Below are 19,588 nucleotides of genomic sequence, written 5' to 3'. Positions count from 1 at the left end.
AACATCTCGGAAAGACCGAAAAAGTGAGAAAAAGCGAGTAATTATGAGCGGTATAAAATACAAAACCATAGTCGGCCTTGAGATACACGTTCAGCTCAAGACCCAAACGAAGATGTTCTGCAGCTGCCCGACAGGTTTCGGGGGCGAAGCGAACACCAGAGTATGTCCGGTATGCCTCGGTATGCCCGGGACACTTCCGGTAATGAACAAAAAGGCCTACGAATATTCGGTTCTTGCGGGGCTCGCTCTCGGGTGCAATATTCCCCGCTATACGAAGTGGGACAGAAAAAATTATTTCTATCCGGACCTGCCCAAGGGCTATCAGATAAGCCAGTACGATTTGCCCATGAGCGAGAACGGGGCGATCGAGATCCCCGCAGACGAGGGAGGCACTAAAAACGTACGGATTATAAGGGCGCATCTGGAGGAAGATGCAGGTAAAAACAGCCACGAAGCAGCCGATTACTCGCAGGTGGATCTCAATCGTGCAGGAACGCCTCTTCTGGAAATTGTAACCGAGCCGGATATGAACAGCGGGGCGGAAGTTAGGTATATGGCCACTGAGCTGCAGAGAATTGTTCAGTATCTCGGCGTATCCGAGGGAAGTATGCAGAAGGGGCATATGCGTTTCGAGCCCAATATCAACTTGGAGATTGAGAAAGACGGCAGGCAGTATCGCACGGCTATAGTTGAAGTAAAAAACTTAAACAGCTTCAAGGCCCTCGAGAAAAGCGTTGATTACGAAACAAAACGCCAGCTCAATGAGTTTATGGAAAAGGGCAGTGTATGGGAGAATACTCCCAAATCCACCCGAGGCTGGGATGCAAACAAAGAAATCACCCTGCACCAGAGGGACAAGGAGCTCGCAAACGACTACCGCTATTTTCCAGATCCGGATTTAGTGCCGGTTGAGATGGACGAGGCGTGGTTTGATCAGATAAAATCAAGCTTGCCGGAGCTGCCTATAGAAAAGGAAAAACGCTTCATCAGCGAGCTTGGGCTTAGCGAATACGATGCCTCCGTGCTTACCGCAGAACGCGAGATGGCAGAATATTTTGAGAATGCAATAAGCTCTGGCGCCTCTGCCAAGCGGGCTTGCAACCTGCTTACTCAGCACGGGCTCAAACGGGCGAAAGAAGCGGAAAAGGCCTTTGTGGAATTCGGCATACCCGCAGATAAGATTGCAGAGCTTGCTAAAATGATGGATGATTCCACCGTAGGCTCTTCAGCAGGCGAGAAGATTCTCGATGCTATGATAGATTTCGGAGGCGAGCCAATGGAGCTTGCTGAAAAGATGAATCTCATTCAAAAGAGCGATGCCGGCGAGCTTGAAGCGATAATCAAAGAAGTTTTCGCGGAAAATCCCAAGGCTGTGGAAGATGCCAAAGACGGCAAGAAAGCGAAGAAATCTCGCGGGTTTTTGATGGGGCAGGTTATGAAGAAATCAAAGGGGCAGGCGAATCCAAAGGTGGCCAATGAGATAATCGCCAAGCTCCTCGAGGGATAATTTCTCCTCAGGCAAAATAGCTGAGGAAGGCCTCTGATTCAGCATTAACATTTTATCATAAAGCAAAAAAAAAGAGAGACGCTTCAAACGTCTCTCTTTCACATTTCAGGGTATTAGTTTCGCAGGGCTATTTCATAACCTTGTCTATCTCACCCTTGAACGATTCTGGTACAGCATTGAATATGCTCTTTGTTTTCTGGTTTACCGGGTCTGAAGGTATGCAGGCATCCGGATTTTTCGGATTCCTCAGCTCGCCTGAAGCCGCTGCCTGCGGCTGCACACCTGAACCTACCCCGAGCTTCTTCATAGCAGATACCGCTCTTGAGGAGGGCAGCATATCAACAGCGTCAAGCCCGGCTTCGAGACCGAAATCTCTCTGCCGTGCGATATCTGAGAATATCCCGAGCCCGCTCATTGGATCCACTGAGTTTATAAAGTTCAGGTAGTCGTCATCTCCGCCTAAAGGATTGTTTCTGCAGAAATCGTACATATTCATACTCTCGATTTTCCTCTGCGGATCGCGGGACATATATATACCCAGCTCAGGATTATAGCACCTGGACCCGACGTAGTAGAAGTCTGTTTCCCTGTCGAGGCGGAAGCCTGAGAACATATACGGATTTCCGATATTAGACTCGGATATCTGGCTGCCGGTGCTGTCGAATATTTCATATTCGCCGAAAGCCGAATAGCGGTATGTTTCTTTTATTCCGCCGGTGGTTGGGTCTGCTGAATATACTCCGACAACGCTGCCCTGAGCGTCAAGGTAGTAGCCGAAGTAGTTCTCTTCAATCTCTGCTGTAAATTCAGAGTCGAAGCTTGTATCCATATAAACAGCGAGGTCTGCAAGGTCTATCCTGTTCGGGTCGGCAAAGTTTGCTCCTGCAAGGTATTCTGTGTCATTTGGCAGGCAAAGCCAAGAATCAGCTATTTTAGAAGCGCTTGGCAGTTCGAGCAGATTTTCAGGCCTTTCGATATTTATCATAGCGATGATTTCCTCGCCGTTCTCGCCATAAACATACCTCGAAGTTACTTTGCCCTCTGAGCTGTATTCAGCGATAACGTTTCTGCCGTGATAGCAGAAAGTTTTAGTAAGCTGGCCTTCTTCAACCAAAGCCCCGGTTCCGATAGCCTTGCTGATTCTTCTTCCAAAGGCATCATAGTTATACAGTGCAACATTCACAGTATTAGGGTCTGCTGTGAGTGAGTATTCGCCTATCAGCCTATTTTCGTTGTCGTATATAAACTGCCTGTCGCCGAATATCTCAATATTTCCGTTTCCGTCGTACTGAACCTGCTCAGAGCCTGCAGAAGTGAAACGTCCCATCCCGTCGCCGTCGTCGGTGTATTGGATGGTTGTGCCGTTTTCGGTTTTGCTTTCACGCTGGAGAATGTTGTTGTAGTCGTATGCAACGCCGTCAGCTAAGGTGAGCCAGTAGTTTTCGTCGTAGAAGAAATTCTGTACATACTGCTGCTGGCTTCTTGATATCACGTTACCTGCCGGGTCTCTGGTGTATTCAACGCTCATCTCATTCGTGCCGGCAAAGAGGTAGCTGATCTTCTCAAGGTATATCCCCATATCGTCATCAGATGTGCCTGCATCCTCATAATCATAGAGCGTTTCCGCTCCGCCAGCGGTGAGTTTTCTTGTGGTTCTACCGCTCTCATCATGCTCATAGTAGGCAAGCAGTTCACTGTTCGAGTCTGTAATGCTTTCAAGCCTGCCTGCTGCGTCGTATGTATAAGTTACATAATATCCGTCCGGATAAACGAGCTTCTTGAGCTTTCCGCCCGGGTAATACTCTTTGCTTATTTCCCGTCCGAAAGCATCAATCTCTTTTACAAGGTTGCCTGCGGGGTCGTACTCAAATTCGCATTTACCTGCTGAAACGAGCCTGCCCATCACATCATACTTATACAGCGTACAGGGCACGAGCCTTACCCCGTCAAATGCTGCTGTCCCGCTTACCTGCTCAAACTGTATTGCTGCCTGATCATTCTCAAACTCGCACATGCCCACATTAACCCAGCTCTCGCTTGCGTAGCCGAGGTTGATCTGTTTTGTGAATTTCGGGCTGCTGCTGTCGAAGCCGTCGAATACATTTACATTCATAGTGCCTGTTATCCCCGCAGGGTAGTACACCTGCACGAGGTATGCGTCTTTGCTGATCGACGTTTGCATCGGGAAGGTTGCCCCGCTTGCTATGGACTGACTGAACTGCCCGCCTAAGCTTTCGCTGTCCTGAACGGTTTGCCAGTTCTGAGAATCCATCATAGCCGGTATGCCCGAATCATCCAGCTCAAGAACGCCTTCCTGATCTCCCTGAGACTCCGGAATCTTAACAGACTTGCCCCTTAGCAGGCCGTTTGAATAGTAGTCGTAGAAATAAACAGCATCTGAAGATTTCTTGTGCTTTACGAGATTCCCTGTCCCGTCATACTGAAATTCCTCACTCGTTCCGTCCGGCATAATAACCTCATCTACTCTTCCGTAGTTGTCGTAGTTGTAAGTGGTTGTGCTGCCTCTGGGATCTGTTATTGATTTGAGCTTCCCGTTGCCGTAGTATCTGAAATCAGTTTTGTTTCCGTTCGGGCCTCTTTCATAGCTCTCCGGCAGCTGAACAGATTTAACCCTTCCGCTGTTGTCATATGTATATTCAAGGTTTTTGAATCCTTCCTGAACGGCTTTCGGGTCTTTGAGATACTCTCTCTTGCCGTTTGCGTCATAGCCGAGCTGAGTGATTCTGCCGAGGGAGTCTGTTATCTGAGTGAGCTGGTTTAATATTGAATAGCTGAAATCATAACTCAGAGCAGTATTCTCAGAGAAACTGGTGCCCAGCTGAGAGCTTACTCTTGATACAAGGCCTGAGGGGTTGTAAGCGATTTTTGTAATCTCGTTGAGCCCGTTGCTTATTTCACGGATCCTGTCGGCATTGTCATAGGTGAAAGATGTAATACCGCCCTGAGGCTTTACCACCTTCTCAACAAATCCCGTTTGAGGGTTATAGTCGTACTCCCATTTAGCATCCCAAACCCCGGAAACCTTGTTGAGGTATATCGTGAGATAATCTATCGCTCCAGAGCTCGCAAAGGAGTACTCATAATCGAGAGTTCCGCCGTCGGGCAGTGTAATCTTGCTTATAAGCCCTTCCTGCGTGTACTCGAAATGATAAGACGGCCTTACATTTTCGAACTGTCCTGTCTGCGGACTGAAATACCTGTCTGCGGGCAGCTCAATTTTCTCAAGCAGGCTTCCGTTATAGCTGAAGTCTGCTGTGTTTCCGTTTTCGTCCGTTGCAGAAAGCAGTTTGCTCTGAGGACCAGAGCTGTAGGTGTAGCTGCGTGAAAGGCCTGTATCATTCTCGTCGGCTTTATGTATTAGTTCTACCATATTCCCGTAGCTGTCGTATTCATATTCATAGATCTCGCCTGTAGGGAGGATCATTTTTCTCAGGTGCCCGGGGGCATTCTCCTCTGAGAGCTGCTGGTCGAGGTCGAAATCATAAACATAATCAGTTATTGCCCAATCGCCGTCGTCCATTTCTTTTTCAAGTTTGTCTAAAAGCCCGGTTTCTGTGAGGTAATGCTTTTCAAGATTGCCTGCTCTGTCGTACACTTCTACAGAAGTTATATTCCCGTTAGGGTCGGTGTAATAAGATGCTATGAAATCATCCTGTCCGTATGTCTGCCTGTTTATTCTGCCTTCAGAGTCGTAGTAGTTCACAGACCAGATCTGCCCCTGAGAATCCTCCTGAGTTATAATCTGGTGCGGGTTGTCTGAGTTGGCAGAGGTGTATGTATATTGTACAGTTCTGTTTCCTGTGCCGCTCTCTGCAGGCGGGCACTGAACAGATACGAGGTCTTGGTCGTCGTTTCTTGTGTAGTACCATTTTCTTCCGCGACTGTCTTCAATGTAGTCTATCATCTTGTCATCATCGTAGTAGATGTTGATGTATCTGCCCGCATCGTTGGTGATGTTTGTCAGCAGTCCGTCTGAATAGTAGAAATCCATCTGGTTGCCGTATCTGTCTTTTATGTAGTCGATGAAGTATGTACGGTCGGTATTTTCTTTATTTGATGCATCGAAGTACCAGTCCACATCGTTCTTCATCTTTACAGTAAGCGTGTCGCCGTCTTCAAAAAGCATCACTCCAGGAGCCTTTGCGCAGGTGTAAGGACCGGTTTCGAGGCTTTTGTCTCTGAGGAAGCTGTATCTTGCATTGCCCGCATAAAGGCGGTATTTGTCGTATTCAATGCATGTGCTCTCATCGGTTTCTGTACCGCAGTATCTAAGCGCAATGTTGTAGTTGTGAGTCCAGTTGCGCCCTACCCTGCAGCTCTCGGGGTCTATGCCGTAATCGATTGTATAGGAGTATGATTCTTCATCGATCTGCAGAACATAGCTTGTGCAGTCGCTGATGATTTCGCTGTTTGGGTCGCATTCCCAGCAGAAGTGTTCATAGGTGGAATAAACATCAACCTGAAGCGTACCTCCGTCCTTATCGTAGAATTCTCCGAAGCCTTCCTGCACTTCTATCAAATTATCGTTGGGGTCAGGTGCGCTTTGCCCGGGCTTCCAGCAGTCCGGTTCAATAAAGTATGACACATCCTCTACTACCATAAATGTGTAGTTCTTAATCGTATCAGATCTGCTGCCGGTATTTCCGTAGGCGTTTACAAGCTCTTCAACGCTCATATTAACTGAATCGCTCTTCATCTGCTCCAGAGCTGCGCAGTCGTTCTTGAGCTGTTCGTCGTTTGTGCCGGCAAGATATTTCTGCCCGGGAGCGGGATTTGAGAACCTGCGTTTGAATCCCTGATCATCGCTGTCGCCGTAATAAAGACGTGTGAAATTTATGTCCATCGTATTGCCGGGAACATAAATGTCATTTATGCTTTGTATCCCTTTGCCTGTGCAGAATTCAACAGGGTCCATACCCTTGTCTGTATCAGGCAGAACCTGATCGAGACTCTGGATTCTGTATTTTTTGTTATCTTCTTCGTTGTCAAACGGAAGAACGTGAATATTCGTAAGCCAATGGTGATAAAGGAAACTGTCAACAGAGACATGTGCAAAGTAGTTCGTGAACATCGGGGGGGCAGGATTGTTTACAGTTATCTCGTAATGCTCCTCGATATCCATATCTCGAAGAGAGCCCTCTGATACTAACGGAACACCGCCCGCTGTGCGTACTGAGCAGTATCCCTCATCTGGACCTTTCTCGTTGAATGCTTCAACCTGCAGAATAAGATCGCTCCCGTAAAACTCCCAGTTGTAGAAGATGCTGTTAGGGCATACGGGGAAGAAGCTGTTGTCTAAAGCATACCTGTAAACAGTAAGCCCCTCTTCGATTGGCGGGGTTTCAAGTTCCGGGTATGCAGCGTTGCACTCGGAACGCTCTGTTTTGAACACTACCTTAAACAGCTTAAACCAGCGACCAGCTGATGCGCTCTGTACAGCAAAAAAACCAAGCACAACCGCAGAAACCAGCAGTCCGCTTATAATCGAACGTTTCATTCTAATAACCTCATTTTTTTGTTTCAAATTTACAACCCCGGATAACACTTGCTATCCAATCTTCAAGTCTATAGTAGTTTTACCATAGAAGAATGTCAAGGAAAATAATTCCTAATCTTTAAATAATTTATAAAGAAAAAATTCAGGAAAATATAGTGCAAAGCTTCGGCTTCAATTTCTTGATTATTATCCACAGTCTGTTTACAATTTCAGCTATGCCTTATTTAGAAATAACAGCACTGGCTTTGGGCTTGCGATGGATGCATTTTCCGTTTCCCTGGCGATAGGGGCAGCATACAAAGAGCTCAAGTTTTCTCGGTCGATGTTTATGGCCTCGATGTTCGGTCTGTTTCAGGCTTTAATGCCGCTTGCAGGCTTTTTTGTGGGCGGTTTTTTCTCGAAATACCTTCAGAATGCCGCTAATCTGCTTGCCTTCTTCATACTTTCGTTTCTGGGTGTAAAAATGATATACGAAGCGGGAAAACTGCTCAATACCGGAAGAGGGGGGAAAGTGAGAGCGGATATGGCGGCTATTATAATTTTGGCCTTTGCCGCCAGCATAGACGCTCTGGCTGCCGGATTTACTATAACCCTGTTTGATACCAGCGTCTGGTTTGCCGTTACGGTTATAGGAATTATTACGTTTATATTGAGCATTATCGGTACAGAATTGGGCTGCAGAGCAGGGCATCTTTTCGAAAATAAAACCGAGCTGGCAGGCGGGATAATACTTATCGTACTTGGAATAAAAATCCTGATCTTTGGATGAAAAATTGTATCCACAAATTTTATGTTTTGTTTTACAGCGAAGGGCACGAAACACACGAAGAGGATATGGTTTTGTTTTATTATTTATCCACAGATGACACGGATTTCACAGATATTTTTAGAATGTAAAGCTCTGTTATAAAAGGGTTTATAAAAAATCTTCGTGCCCTTCGTGGTTCAAATAAATTACCCTCCCAAAAATCCTGTAAATCCCGTCTAAAAAATCTCCCCTCCGTTTACTCTCCGCCTTCGGCGGACGTAACAAGCGGATAGATTCGGCAGCATCATCAGTGAAAAATCAGGGGAAATTAGTCGTTCGTCAAACTCCTTAGCGTATCTCAGTGTTTCTCAGCGCCTGAAATATCTCAGCGCTGCTCAGCGGCCTAAAATCACAGAAGCTCTTTAAAAAGCAGAAGAGGCTCACCTCACGCGAGGCGCCTCTTTTGCCTGTCCGAATTAGTTTTATGTAACTTAAAAGAACGAAGGTTCTTTTGAAGTGCGGTTCTTAAGGGGTGAAAGAATCAGAATCCTTTCAGATTTTTCACCCTTCTGCCAGTTTTATTTAGCAGTCTCCTCTTCTTTAACAGCCTCTGCCTCTTTTTCCTCTTCGAGGAGGCCTTCCTGCGAGAGTATTTTGTTTTTAATTTCATCGATCATCTCGGGGTTATCAAGCATAAACTGCTTTGCATTGTCTCTTCCCTGTCCGAGCTTTATATCGCCGTAATTGAGCCAAGCCCCGCTTTTGGAGATGACTTCCTTGTTCACCGCTGTGTCTATAATATCGCCAACCCAGTTTATCCCGCCTGTAAACAGGATATCGAATTCTGTCTGACGGAAGGGCGGTGCAACTTTATTCTTCACCACCTTAACCCTCGTGCGGTTTCCGTATGCTTCTCCGCCGGAGTCTTTAAGAGTGGCAATCCGCCTTACATCAAGCCTTACAGAGCTGTAAAACTTCAGAGCGTTCCCGCCGGTGGTCGTTTCGGGATTGCCGAACATAACTCCGATTTTCTGCCTTATCTGGTTGATGAAAACGAGTATCGTTTTGCTCTTGCTCATAATGCCGGTAAGTTTTCTCATCGCCTGGCTCATCAGCCTTGCCTGAAGCCCAACGTGATTATCGCCCATCTCGCCTGTTATCTCGGCCTCGGGCACAAGCGCTGCCACAGAGTCAACTACGATAATATCAACCGAATTGCTCTTCACAAGCAGCTCTGCAATATCCAGAGCCTGCTCGCCTGTTTCCGGCTGACTCACCAGCAGCCCTGATACATCCACGCCGATTTTTCTCGCCCAAGTGGTGTCGAGTGCGTGTTCGGCATCAATAAATGCCGCAACGCCGCCTTCTTTCTGTGCCTCGGAAATCATATGCAGAGCGAGGGTGGTTTTTCCGGACGCCTCAGGCCCGAAAACCTCTACCACTCTGCCTCTGGGAACCCCCTTTCCTCCAAGGGCGATATCCAGCGAAAGCGAACCGGAGCTGACGCTGCTAACAGTAAGGTGCCGCGATTCATCCATCTTCATAATCGCGCCCGCACCGTACTGTTTTTCGATCATATCTAATGTACGCTGCAGATTCGGGTTGCCCTCGTCCTGCTTTTCTTTCTTGGTATTTTTCTTAGTCTTAGCCATTTGTTCAGCTCCTGAATTATCAAATTTTCATTAACCAACTGAGACGTATTATAATACCGAACAAAAACCGAACAAGTAAAAAATCAAAATTTTTTGAATTTTTTTTCAATCACTTTCCTTTTTTCGTATCAGCTGCATTCAAAAGCAAGATAATTTGCTTGTATATTGCAAAATAGAGGCGTTAGTTTATACTAATGCCTTTGAATAACTGTACTGGAAAACCAAAGTTTCTGCCGGGCTGATTTTCGTGCTGTGATTTACAATATTCAGCTCAAGCTTATCCGGCATAAAACTTCCGGAGAATATATAAATCAATGAAAGACAGAGGCATAACAGTTCTTATTGTTGACGAAAAGTCCAGACGGGCTGAGCGCGTTGGAAGTCTTCTTGAAGGGCTTTGCGAAAGGGTTTACTACGCCCAGAGCGCAGAAGACGCTGCTAATGTAATGAATCGCGTGAAGGCTCCGCTTGTGCTCACGGATATGATGGCAGGGGCGGAGATAGACGGCTTTGAGCTCATAAAGGGGCTTAGGCGTCAGTACCGGGCAGCGAGATTTGTAATGCTTGCCTCATCGGCCTCAATAGACGCATGCAAGAAGGCCCTTTGGCTCGGCGCGTATGATTTTCTCGAAAGGCCTGTTTCGCGGGAATCTCTCGAGAAGCTTTTCGAAGGGCTCAATAAGAGTTTCAGCCTCAGCGCGCCGGACCCCATTCAGGCCTCGCCTGCCGGACAGACCGGTTCTGAGAGAAGCTTTTATTTTGAGGGCGTAAAGAGCAAATCCCCCGCAATGCGCCATATATACAAGGTGATAAGCAAGGCCGCCCCTACGAATCTCAGCGTTCTGATTGAGGGCGAATCGGGTACTGGAAAAGAGCTTACTGCCCGTGCGATACATATGAACTCAAACCGTGCGGGCAATGAATTCCGTCCGATAAACTGCGCGGGGTTAAACGAATCGCTGCTCGAGAGCGAGCTGTTCGGCCATGTCAAAGGCGCTTTCACAGGCGCCGCCACAGACAGAAAGGGGCTTTTCGAGGTAGGTGATAAAGGCACCCTCTTCCTTGATGAGATCGGCGATATGCCGATGAGCATGCAGGCAAAGCTTCTTCGCGTGCTGGAAGACGGAATAATCATCCCTGTAGGCTCGAACAAGCCTGTGAGAGTGGATGTAAGAGTAGTAAGTGCAACGAACTGCGATCTTGCAAAGCTCGTTGAAGAGAAAAAATTTCGCGAAGACCTGTACTTCAGGATCAAGGGGGTGAGCATTGTTTTGCCTCCGCTTCGTTCGAGGCAGGAAGATATACCGGATTTATTGTATTATTTCCTCGAACAGGCCTGCTCTGAGCTGGGAGTCGATACCAAGGACATTTCAAAGAACTGTATGGATATACTTTTGAGCTACCCTTGGCCGGGCAATATAAGAGAGCTTAGAAACGTGGTTCGAACGACGGCTCTGATGAGCGAATCGGACGTGATAGAGCCCGGGGATGTCCCGCCGGAGGTTAATTCAATGCCCAAGCTCAGCAGTCCTAAGCCCGAACCTGCCCCTAAGCTTCTGGTAGGGCAGTCTCTTGAGGAAATCGAAAAGCAGGCAATTGAAAGCACCCTCGAAATGACCGAGGGCAACAGGGAAAAGGCGTCAAGGATTCTCGGCATCGGCGAGAGAACGCTTTACAGAAAAATAAAAGAGTATGGACTAAGTTAGATTTTCGAAGGAGATTTAAGATGCAGAGAAAGGCAAATAAGGATATAAACCCAATATTTCTGGAGAGATGGTCTCCCAGAGCGTTCTCGGATGAACCGGTAACTCAGGAAGAAATTCTCACTATCCTCGAAGCAGCGAGATGGAGCCCTTCATGCTATAATGAACAGCCATGGCGTTTTGCAGTTGCCCAGAGCGATGAAAAGAAGCAGGCTTTTGTTGAAACGCTCGTGAAACCCAATCAGGCCTGGGCAGGCGAGGCGTCTGCGCTTATATATATAGTTTACAAGAAGACCTATATGCAAACCGGAAACCCGAATGAATGGGCATTTTTCGATGCAGGAGCAAGCTGGATGGCTATGGCTCTCCAGGCGCACATGATGGGCATAAGTATGCACGCAATGGCGGGCTTCAAACAGCAGAAAGCAGCCGAGCTCTTAGGCCTCAGCGATGATTATGTTGTTGCGGCTGCGGCTGCTGTGGGACGTAAAGGCGATAAATCAAGGCTCCCCGAGCAGATTCAGGCAATGGAAGAGCCGTCCGGAAGAATGGCGGTGGAAGACTTGCTGATTGATTTTTAATTTTCAATCTTAAATCTTAAATTTTAAAGAAGGATTTGTACTATGTTATCACGGAGAAATTTCATTAAATCAGCAGGAGCAGGCGTTTTAGCTGCTTCGCTGGGTTCGGCTGAGCTGTTTGCAGACCAGAGCCAAAAACCGAACATACTTATGATTCTGATCGACGACTTGGGATACAGCGATGTTTCCTGCTACGGAAGCGAATCGTATCATACACCAAGCGTTGACAAGCTTGCAAGAGAGGGGCTCAGCTTCAGCGATGCTTATGCGGCCTGTCCGGTATGCTCGCCGACAAGAGCAAGCATCCTCACAGGCAAACACCCTGCACGCCTGCACCTTACAGACTGGATCCCTGGCCATAAACACCCTCACGAAAAGCTTCAAATTCCAGACTGGCAGAAGGTTCTCCCGCAGAAAGAGATTACCATCGGAGAAGCCCTCAAAAAGATTGGCTATAACACTGCATGGCTTGGTAAATGGCATCAGGGCGGCAAAGCCCACCCAACAGAAATGGGATTCGACCGAGGCGGGGAAAACTGGAGCCTAAACAAGAAAAAAACAGACAAAGACCCAAAAGGCACGGTAACGCTTACCCGTCAGTGTCAGGATTTCATTCGAGACAGCAAAAAGCAAAACAAGCCGTTTTTCGCATGCCTCTCGCACTACACTGTTCATACGCCTGTTTACGGCTCAAGCGATCTCAAAGAGAAGTACAAAAAATACTTCGACCGCCTCGAGCCGAGGTATCAGGACAGGGCGGATTATGCCGCTATGGTGGCGGATATGGACAAGAGCGTTGGAGATATGCTCAGATTCTTAAGGCATGAGAATCTGGAGGATACAATTGTAATATTCTTCTCCGACAACGGCGGGCTCTTCAAGAAAACGCATAACTACCCACTCCGCGCCGGCAAGGGAACTCTTTACGAAGGCGGAATACGCGTTCCGCTTATCTTCAAATGGCCGGGAGTAACAAAGGCGGGAGAAGAAACCAAAGAAATTGCAACGAGCCACGATTTGTACACGACAGTCCTCTCAATGGCCGGCATAAAAGATGTTGACAGAACTCTCGACGGCGTTGACCTGTCTCCGCTGCTCAAGCAGGGCAAACCGATTGACAGAGAAGCAATATACTGGCATTACCCCCATTATCACAAAACCAAACCCGCAAGCGCTGTTAGAAAGGGCGACTACAAGCTCATTGAATACCTCGAAGACGGCAAGAAAGAGCTCTACAACCTTGAAAGAGACATCTCGGAGAAGAACGACCTTGCAGAAAAGATGCCCGAGAAAACAAAAGAGCTCTACGAAGACCTCTGCCGCTGGCGTGAAGAAGTCGGTGCGCAGGAGATGAAGCCGAATCCAAACTACAAACCAAATAAAGCAAAAAAGAAGAACATTCGTCTGTAACGCAGAATAATACTAACAAATACTTTAATCTGGAAATTTATATATGAGAGTATATTCGGGAATAGATTTAGGCGGGACCAACGTGAAGGTTGGTTTCATTGATGATAATTTCAGGCTCCTCTGCAAGAGCTCTATACAAACAAAGCCCGAAATGGGGCCGGAAAATGTTTTTGACAGAGTTGCAGCTGAGCATAACAGGCTTGCCTCAGAAAACGGCTTTCCTCTTGAAGATATCTGCATAGCAGGTATGGGGCTTCCAGGGCCTGCCAACCTGAGCGAAGGGATACTGATAAATCCGCCTAATCTGCCCGGATTTGAAAACTGCCCTGTACGGGATATCTGCAGTAAAAAGCTCGGACGCAGGGTCGTTATTGAAAACGATGCCAACGCTGCCTGCTGGGCGGAATACGAATGCGGCAAGGGCGAGCAGAGCGAAGATATAGCCTTCGTAACCCTCGGCACAGGCGTGGGCGGAGGGCTTGTCTGCGACGGCCATCTCCTGCACGGATTCAAAGAAAGCGCTGCTGAGGTTGGCCATATAATTATTTATCCCGACGGCAGGCTCTGCGGCTGCGGGCAGAGGGGCTGCGCTGAGGCGTATGCCTCCGCATCAAACACAGCTGCCCGGGCGGAGGAATACGTTAAGTCCGGGGCAGCCAGCTCGCTTTCAGAGTACGACCAGATAACAAGCGAGGCTGTATTTCAAGAGGCTCAAAAAGGCGACAGGCTCGCACTCAGCGTTGTAGAGGAAACCGCAAAGGTGCTCGCTCTCTTGGCTGTAAATGTGCAAAACACAACAAACCCCGAGAGGGTGATCTTTGCAGGCGGAATGATTAAAGCGGGCGATTTCCTGCTCGATAAAATCAAATTCTACTTCGATAAATACTGCTGGCCAAGCAGAAAAGGCGAAACAGACCTCGCCTTCTCAACACTCGGAACAGAATCCGGGATGATAGGAGCTGCTGCTGTGGCGAGGCGTCATTACTTGGCAGGTAATTAATCTATTGCTTTTTTAGGAAGGCCAAAATGTTTGCTAGTATTTCTGCCGAGCTTCGGCTTATATGCGTTTTTCTTGTTTTTATTCTTGCGTGTAATGTTAATGGCTCAGATGATTACCGGGCTTTGCGGAAAGAAGCTGAGGCTAAGCTCGACCGCCTTGAAAATTTCTTGAAAAAAGCAGACGAACACGGCCTTGAAACAGGCTGTGAATCTGTTAGTGTTTCAGTTGCAAAGGCCTTTCTCGAATTTGCCCAGTGGGATTATAATAATAAAGAAAAACTCAGGGATATTCTTTCCGAATGGAAAAAAGGGCCGAAAAATTTTGACCCCGCTAAAAAGGCTGAAGGGCTTGCAGAATTTGAGCTCAGAGAAACCATCAAACTGCTGGATGAAGTCTGGGAAAAATCCAAGAATAAAAAAGATAATCTCTGGAATCGAAGAGGGATGAAGGAGTTTAATCCTGCAAAAGCCGAAATTAAGGACGGGTGGGTTAAATATAAAGGAAGAGTGGTTTATCCCTACGGATTTAATGTGCTTCAAGACCACTGGAAACACAATAATTTTGAAACTCTTGCCACTCTCTACTTAGACTGTATGGGTACGGAAAAGCAGGGGCGGAATGAATCAATCAGGGAAAAGTTTGCAAAGGGGCTTAATCAGCTTAAATCTTTCGGGCTTATGGGCGATGTTCTTATCGGCCATCACGGTGTCCCTGAAAAGGCAAAAGAAAGCAATCCGGAGATTGCAGGAGAATTTGGCCACGGAGTAGGCTACGATATAGACCATCCGCTCGCAAGAGGCCTTTGGAAAAAAACGCTTTCCAAAGTTGTTGGTATCACGGCAGATTCTGAAAATATTAAATTATACGATATTATGAATGAACCATCCTGGCTTACTGCAAAGACGAAATGGACGGATGAAAATGTTCAGCTGCCTTCAAGATATACCATCGCCGGCTACAGAAGCTGGCTTAAAGATATTTACAAAGATATTTCCAATCTGAACAGCTCATGGGGGAAAGACTTTGCTTCTTTTTCCGAGATTCAAAGCTTTCAGAGAACGCCTGAAAACAAAGCTGCCTGGTACGACTGGTGCCGTTATAACCAGATTCGCTGTACTGATTTTTTCCGATTTATGCACGATGAAATAAAACAGCACGACCCTCAAGCAAAATGCCACGTGAAATTCATAAATCACAACGTCCTCATAGGCAGCGGCGGGCCTTGGTCTATCGGAAAAGAGGGCATAATTCCCGCAAGGCATAAAGGGCTGGACAGGGAGGCCGTGATGGAGATTATGGAAGTGAACGGCTGCGACACCAGAATCACCGACGGCGGAAATATGATCCTTCCCCATCCCTATTCCGACCCGAGCGAGTATGCACTTAACTGGCGGGCTCAGTCGATGTGTTTCGATTTTATGAAATCTCTCCAGCCCGATAAGCTCCTTTACGATTCTGAATGGCACAGCGTGCAGACAATAAAATACCGCAATCAGCGCATCTCGCCCGAGCATATGAAGCTTTCTCTCTGGCTTGCTCATATGCACGGGATGGGAGCGAATATAACTTGGTACTGGGGACGTAAGGGCGTTTCAGCGAGAGGCGGCTGGCAGGGGTCTTTCTATGCAAACATAACCACCCAGCCAAGACTCCTGTATTCATACCTGCAAAATATGCTCCGGCTGAACAGCTATGCAGACAAGGTTCACCTCTTTTCTGAGCAGAAAAGGCCTGTAAGAATTCTTTATTCGAATGCTTCGGCTATTCAAGACACTGTATCCTGCGATGCAGCGATAATAGCTTATGAATCTTTGTATTTTTCCGGCCTGCCAATAGGCTTTGTAACTGAGAAGATGCTTCAGGAAAATGCGCTGTCAGACTGTGAGTGTTTAATTGCCGCTAACACAGGGTATGTTGAGGATGAAACTGTCGCAGCGGTGAAGAAATTTATCGACAGAGGCGGTGAGGTTGTAAATCTTGGCGATGATACCTTTAAGTTCAATAAACGGGGCAAAAAACGCAGTTTGAAAGATTACGCTTTTATAAAGCGATGCCGGAGCTTTGATTTGAAGAGTCCGAAAAAACTGGCTCCTGCGATGGTATATCTGATGAAAAAGTGGGAAATCTCTTCAGAGTTTAATGTTGAGCCGTCCGGGAATGGGTCTTTATGGGGTGTTTTATGCAGGTCAGTTCAGTCGGATAACAAGAGCTATGTTCTTTTGATGAATCTAACCAAACAAGCCAAGGGCGTTTCACTAAAGAGAAAAGGGAAAACTCCAGCTTCTGCAAAAGAGATTATTGAAGGCGTAAAGGTAAATCCTGAAAATATAACGCTTAAATCCAGAGATGTGTTGTTTATGGAAATTCCCTAACGAAAAGAAGATTGTTTTTCAGTTAATATTTTATATTTGTGAAGAGCTCCAAAACCCGATTCGTGAGCAGCTCTGCGTGTGTTCAAACTGTTTGACATTCCCCTCTAAAAGCTGTACAATAAATGTATGGAAACTCTTACAAAAAATGAGCTTAGTTTCATTTCATCCGCTTTCGACAGCGTGTTTGCCAATCCGTTTGCCGCTGAAAAACGAAATCCTGCCTGCCCCGAAGGTTTTTCCCCAGACCAGCTCAATGAAAGGCTGCTCGGGATTATTAAGCGTTTGGAGGAAAGCGGGCTTGAACTGATTCAAGACTTCCCTGCTCAGGAGAAGGGGATAGCAGAGAAGCTTTTTATCAGCTCGTCATATCTGCGTTTTGCCGGCAAACTGTACTCTAAGGCTGCTGAGGCTTTCAAGGCTGAATCCCCGCTAAAGATTGAATTCGGAGCAGAGGCTCTTCTAAGCCTTGAGAAACACGGCTTTGAGCGAAAAAACGCCAATCGTCTTTTTTCCGCATTCTTCCAGATTCAAAGGGCAAGGCTCTCTGTAGAAGATTCAATCTGGGGCATCGGGCAAAGCGCTGAGGATTTCAGGAAACAGCTTTGGGATTCTGTGTTTTCAAGCAATTTTGAAAATTACATCAATTTCTTTGCAGAAAGCCCCGAGCATTTTCCTTCGCTGATAATCAGTCAGCCCGGGTGCCTGAGAAACAGAGCCGCCAAATCATCTGCGATGAGCAGTTTCATCGGATTCAACGAAAAGAAACAGAGCTTCAAAACAGACTTCCAAAAGCTTTATGCCTTTGCGGATATTTCAGGCTGCCGAGAAGACGAAGCCGAATCCCTGATTTTCGGGAGAGCGAAAGGTGCGTTTTTCTGGGCAGATTCTGCGGCTAAAGGCGTTTTGGATAAGCCCGTTTCAGGGGGGATTGCCTTTATTGAAGGCTTAGAGAATCTTTCGCCGAGGCTCTCAGAAAAGCTCCGTATCGCTTTAGACAAGCGGTTTTACTGCCCCGCAGGCGATACTAAACAAAACACCCTTGAAACCAGAATATTTGCAGGTATGCAGGAGGGAAGCGAGATTTCAGCGGGGCTAAAAAACTGCTTCGCTAAGATAATCCGCCTGCCCTCTCTGAAACGCAGAATCGATGACAGCAGCGATAATATCGCAATTATCGTTTCAAATATTCTCCGTGAATTCTTGGCAGTCAGAAGTGATGAGATATCTGAAAAACTAACCGAACAGATCATCAAAAGCGCACGCTCAAGGCAGAATTGGCCTATGAATGAAATGGAGCTAACCTCTCTGGTCAAATCCTTCATTATTTCCGGACGAGATGAGCAATTTTGTGATTGCAGGCCAGACCTGAATAAAGAGCTGCTCAGCTCCCGCCCAACTGCGTCAGAGCTTCTCTCGGACTACTGCAAAATGCTGTACGAAGAATACGGTTCTTATGAAAAGGTGGCAAGGACAGCAGACTTAGACAGGAGAACCGCCAAGAAATACATTGAGATGGACGAAACTCCTGCGAATGATTCAAGCTGAAAGCAAACGGTGATTTTGATATGAAAGCACTTGCATTTCTCATCCTTCTGTTTGCTGCTGAGATCTCCTGCTGCGAGCTCGCACCGGAGGAAATTGCTGTTGTGTGCAATATTGATGCGCCTGAATCTCTGAGCATCGCCCATTTTTACGCACAAACACGCAGCCTTCCCGAGGATAATATCATTCAGCTGAGCTTAGGGGCGGATGCAGGCAAATCCATTTCCAGAAAGAAATATATCAGCGATGTAAAAACGCCTGTCAAAGCTGCTTTAAGCGATATCAGCGGGATTCGCTGCCTTGTAACAGTTTACGGCGTACCTTACAAGATCAGGCCTTGGGACACAGCGGAGAAAAACAAACCCTATCTCGAGAAACTTCAAAAGTTGCGTAAGAGGCTTGAGGCCGAGATTCAAGACGTTTTATCCGAGCTTTCGGATGCTGCACTGAGCGATTCGAAACCATTCCTAATGGCTGTAAACTCTTTTCTGTACAAAGAATTAGAAGATGCTGCCCGTAAAGACAGAGCCTTTCAGCTGGAATTTATGAACAAGGTAAGGCCTTTATACGGCAGCCGGCTTTCCAGAAAAATGGCAAGGGAAGAATTCGGGATTAAATTTTACTCGCCCAACATCCAGTCCGCATTTTCAGACAGCGAAATCTACGAACAGCTCAGCCCCAAGCATTCCAGCTATTCAGAAAAGCTGCGGCGAGGGTATTATGAGACCGCCGAGAGGCTTTACGGCAAACTCGAGGCATACAAGGCGTGCAGGGACGATATAGAGCAGATTAAAGGCATCAAAACACAGGCAGCTCTTGACAGCGAACTTTCAATGCTGAACTTCAGAAGTTATAGAATTCACGGCTCCGCGGAGAACGAATTTTTCCAGAATATCCAGGCTTTAGATAATCAAAACGCAAAGACGTTGATGGTATGCCGTCTTGACGGGCCGGGTGAGACGATCATTAAGAGAATCATAAGCAACTCCGCCCAAAGAATGTATTATCCCGGAGAGAAGTGCGTTTTCGATTTGCAGAACGCTGAGAAGGCAGGCCTTGCTGATGCCTATGTGCAATACGATTCATACATTGAAAAGGCCGCTGAAATATTCAGAAAACACGGCTGCTCAACGCTTATTGAAGAAACTGCGAGCCTAACGGATTCTAATGCCGAATGTATGTTCTACGCAGGCTGGTACAGCCCGGGAAATTATAATTGCAGGCTCAATTTTATCCCAGGGTCTATCGCATATCATATCACCAGCTTCGGGGCGAGCGAGCTTCGAAGCAGGAAAAGCCGGACGTGGTGCCCGAATCTGCTGAAAAACGGAGCAGATGCGGTGATTGGATCGGCAGCCGAGCCTGTGCTTACTGCTATGCCCAGGCCGGAGCTGTTCGCCGGCGCTCTTCTGGACGGAAAAACCCTTGTGGAGGCGTTTTACTACAGCAAACCGCAGAATTCATGGACAGTTCTGCTTGTTGGCGACCCGCTGATGAAACTGAGCTACTGAAAACAATCTATCCGCTTAGGCTTGGGCAAAATATACATCTAATT

General features: G+C 47.0%; 11 protein-coding genes. 9 read left to right on the top strand and 2 right to left on the bottom strand.

Going from position 1 to position 19,588, the window contains the following annotated elements:
- The first annotated feature begins 43 nt into the window (after window positions 1-43).
- Entirely contained in the window at window positions 44-1,507 is a 1,464-nt protein-coding gene (gatB, locus tag L21SP3_RS07095) for an Asp-tRNA(Asn)/Glu-tRNA(Gln) amidotransferase subunit GatB (protein ID WP_077540190.1), read from the top strand.
- Between the two features lie 127 nt (window positions 1,508-1,634).
- Here gatB and L21SP3_RS07090 read toward each other — a convergent pair whose 3' ends face one another.
- On the bottom strand, window positions 1,635-7,025 hold the full coding sequence (locus L21SP3_RS07090) for an RHS repeat-associated core domain-containing protein (RefSeq protein ID WP_123785159.1): 5,391 nt from the start codon (window positions 7,023-7,025) through the stop codon (window positions 1,635-1,637).
- A gap of 256 nt (window positions 7,026-7,281) precedes the next feature.
- On the opposite strand from L21SP3_RS07090, the gene L21SP3_RS07085 reads away from it, so the two are divergent.
- Complete coding sequence (locus L21SP3_RS07085; protein WP_077540188.1) at window positions 7,282-7,794, top strand: manganese efflux pump MntP; 513 nt, start codon at window positions 7,282-7,284, stop codon at window positions 7,792-7,794.
- A 557-nt stretch (window positions 7,795-8,351) separates the two neighbouring features.
- Here L21SP3_RS07085 and recA read toward each other — a convergent pair.
- Window positions 8,352-9,425, bottom strand: a complete 1,074-nt coding sequence (recA, locus tag L21SP3_RS07080) for a recombinase RecA (RefSeq protein ID WP_077540187.1) — start codon at window positions 9,423-9,425, stop codon at window positions 8,352-8,354.
- 314 nt (window positions 9,426-9,739) lie between these two features.
- Between recA and L21SP3_RS07075 the strand changes: the two genes are divergently transcribed.
- The 7 genes from L21SP3_RS07075 (at window position 9,740) to L21SP3_RS07045 (ending at window position 19,544) form a co-directional block, all read left to right on the top strand.
- Entirely contained in the window at window positions 9,740-11,131 is a 1,392-nt protein-coding gene (locus L21SP3_RS07075) for a sigma-54-dependent transcriptional regulator (RefSeq protein WP_077540186.1), read from the top strand.
- Between the two features lie 20 nt (window positions 11,132-11,151).
- A complete protein-coding gene (locus L21SP3_RS07070; RefSeq protein ID WP_077540185.1) occupies window positions 11,152-11,709 on the top strand; it encodes a nitroreductase family protein in 558 nt (185 codons plus the stop codon).
- Between the two features lie 42 nt (window positions 11,710-11,751).
- Window positions 11,752-13,119 carry a sulfatase-like hydrolase/transferase gene (locus tag L21SP3_RS07065; RefSeq protein WP_077540184.1) on the top strand — a complete coding sequence of 456 codons (1,368 nt, stop codon included), beginning with the start codon at window positions 11,752-11,754 and terminating at the stop codon, window positions 13,117-13,119.
- Window positions 13,120-13,162: 43 nt separating this feature from the next.
- The gene (locus L21SP3_RS07060) at window positions 13,163-14,119 is read left to right on the top strand and encodes an ROK family protein (protein WP_077540183.1); all 957 of its coding nucleotides are present in this window, start codon (window positions 13,163-13,165) and stop codon (window positions 14,117-14,119) included.
- Between the two features lie 26 nt (window positions 14,120-14,145).
- On the top strand, window positions 14,146-16,491 hold the full coding sequence (locus tag L21SP3_RS07055; protein ID WP_077540182.1) for a beta-galactosidase: 2,346 nt from the start codon (window positions 14,146-14,148) through the stop codon (window positions 16,489-16,491).
- A gap of 126 nt (window positions 16,492-16,617) precedes the next feature.
- On the top strand, window positions 16,618-18,036 hold the full coding sequence (locus L21SP3_RS07050) for a sigma 54-interacting transcriptional regulator (RefSeq protein WP_077540181.1): 1,419 nt from the start codon (window positions 16,618-16,620) through the stop codon (window positions 18,034-18,036).
- Window positions 18,037-18,056: 20 nt separating this feature from the next.
- The gene (locus L21SP3_RS07045; protein WP_077540180.1) at window positions 18,057-19,544 is read left to right on the top strand and encodes a TIGR03790 family protein; all 1,488 of its coding nucleotides are present in this window, start codon (window positions 18,057-18,059) and stop codon (window positions 19,542-19,544) included.
- Window positions 19,545-19,588: the final 44 nt, after the last annotated feature.

Origin of the sequence: Sedimentisphaera cyanobacteriorum (assembly GCF_001997385.1) — a bacterium.
GTDB classification, from domain to species: Bacteria; Planctomycetota; Phycisphaerae; order Sedimentisphaerales; family Sedimentisphaeraceae; genus Sedimentisphaera; species Sedimentisphaera cyanobacteriorum.
The sequence above is the reverse complement of the archived record's forward strand: the minus strand, read 5'-3'. Positions and strand labels throughout refer to the sequence as shown.